Origin of the sequence: Bradyrhizobium sp. (assembly GCF_019244115.1) — a bacterium.
Taxonomy (GTDB): Bacteria; Pseudomonadota; Alphaproteobacteria; order Rhizobiales; family Xanthobacteraceae; genus Bradyrhizobium.
In genome coordinates, this window is the sequence record NZ_JAFATE010000514.1 from 1 (window position 1) to 2,195 (window position 2,195).

Annotated in this window: 2 protein-coding genes; both read left to right on the top strand. The window is 60.0% G+C overall.

Features of this window, described 5'->3' with window-relative positions; all coding sequences use genetic code 11:
- Positions 1 to 1,041, top strand: a 1,041-nt coding sequence (locus JOZ76_RS22855; protein WP_291702149.1) for an MFS transporter, incomplete at its 5' end; no start/stop codon positions are given.
- Between the two features lie 86 nt (positions 1,042 to 1,127).
- Complete coding sequence (locus JOZ76_RS22860; protein WP_291702151.1) at positions 1,128 to 2,066, top strand: fumarylacetoacetate hydrolase family protein; 939 nt, start codon at positions 1,128 to 1,130, stop codon at positions 2,064 to 2,066.
- Positions 2,067 to 2,195: the final 129 nt, after the last annotated feature.

Consider the following 2,195-nt stretch of genomic DNA (forward strand, 5'->3'; position numbering starts at 1 on the left):
CTCGTTTGCGCGCTCGCCTGGAATTACGAGTCGCTCGTCCTCTTCAGGGGCATTCAGGGCTTCGGCCTCGGCGGCGAAGTCCCTATCGCCGCGGTCTATATCAGCGAGCTCGCCCGCACCAACGTGCGCGGGCGCTTCGTCATGTTGTACGAGTTGATATTCCCGGTTGGCATTGTCGCGGCGAGCGTGCTGGGTCTCTGGGTCGTTCCAACTCTGGGCTGGCACTACATGTTCCTGGTCGGGGCGATCCCTGCCGTGCTGGTGTTGTTTCTCCGCCGGGTCTTGCCCGAATCCCGGCGGTGGCTGGCGAATGCCGGGCGGCTGAAGGAAGCCGAAATCGCGATCGCGCAGATCGAGCATGAAACCGAGAAGGCAACCGGAAAGCCGCTGCCGGCGCCGGAGCCTGTCGTCAAAGTCGCTGAGAAGACCGCATCCTTTTCGGATCTTTTTGGCCCGCTCTATTTGCGCCGAACGCTTGTCGTCTGGCTGATCTGGTTCACCGCATACCTGGTGAACTACGGCCTTTCGATTTGGATGCCAACAGTCTTCCGCACCATCTTCAAGCTTCCGCTTGATGTCGCGCTTCGTTACGGCCTGATCACGACCGCCTTCGGCTTGATCGGCGCGGCCATCGCCGCGTTGATCATCGATCACATCGGTCGCAGGCTTCTGTTTGCGGCCTGCTTTGCAGGAGCAGCTGGCGCGCTGATTATCTTGTCACAGATATTAAATCCCTCGCCCGAGCAAGTGTTGACCTACATCACAATCTCGAACTTTTTCGTCAACGCCATCAATCTCGGTGTCTATCTCTATACGCCCGAGCTCTATCCGACGCGAGCGCGTGCGCTCGGGGTCGGCACGGCCACCGCATGGCTGCGGTTGGCCTCGATGGTCGGTCCGACCACTGTCGGGTTCATGATTGCCGGCGGATTGGGCTCCGTCTTCCTGGCTTTCGGAACGGTGGCGCTGGTAACGGCCATCGTCACGGCGTTGTTTGCGATCGAAACCAAGCAGCGGCTTCTGGAAGAGGTCTCGCCCTGACGGGCAATGCGGACATCGGCCGGCCGCCACGATGCTGCCGCGGTCGACAAACGAGATAATCAACAAATCAAGCTGGAGTGAAATTCGTGACAGATCGTGGCTATCGCTTGCTGAGCTACATCGACATCGACGGCCAATCGGCCGCCGGGGTGTTGATCGGAGAGCACATTTATCGGCCTGAGCCATTGCTGGGCACGGTCAAGCTGCGGGAGCCTTCCGTTCTCGGAATGCTGCGGCGGTGGGATGAGGTGCATCCCGCGCTCGATAAAGCAGCAAAGTCCGTCAATCCGACGGACGGCAAGGCGTTGGCGAGCGTCAAGCTTCTCGCGCCTATTCTGTATCCGGGCGCGTTCTTTTGCGCCGGTGCCAATTATTGGGACCATCTGGAGGAGATGGCCGAAATTGCCAAGCGCACGACCGGCAAGGCGCCGAGCATGACCAAAAGCGCCGAGCCCTGGTTCTTCATGAAAACCACCGCTGGTTCAATCATCGGCACTGAGACGCCCGCGCGCCTGCCGTCGTTTTCGCAGCAGGTCGACTGGGAGGCCGAGGTCGGGATCGTCATCGGCCGCAAGATCCGCAACATCTCCGAAGAGCATGCGATGGAGGCAGTCGCGGGGTTCGTAATCGTCAACGACCTCTCCGCGCGCGATCTGATGAAGCGCGAGGGCACGCCGTTCATCTACGACTGGATCGGTCAGAAGTGCTTCGAAGATGCTGCGCCGATGGGGCCGTGGTTCACGCCGGCGGCCTATATCGATAATCCGCAGGACATGAGCATCAAACTCTGGGTCAACGGCGTCTTGAAGCAGAATTCAAATACATCTCGGTTGGTGCACAATATGGCCGAACAGATTGCTTATCTCAGCCGGCACGTGACGCTGCAGCCCGGTGACGTTATTGCAACGGGTACGCCTGCTGGCGTTGGCATGCCGCGCGGCGAGTTTCTCAAGGTCGATGACGAGATCAGGATTGAAGTGGGCGGGTGCGGCTGCTTGAGCAACCGAATGACTTCAGATAATTGAGGGCGCTAATGCCGCGCACGAGCAAATCCAACAGGCGCGGCGGTCTTCAGGCGGGGAAAAAGCGCAGATCGCGCGCGCTTGTGTCTCTCGGGTCACACGAGAGGCCGTGAGCCATAGCAGTCGACCGAC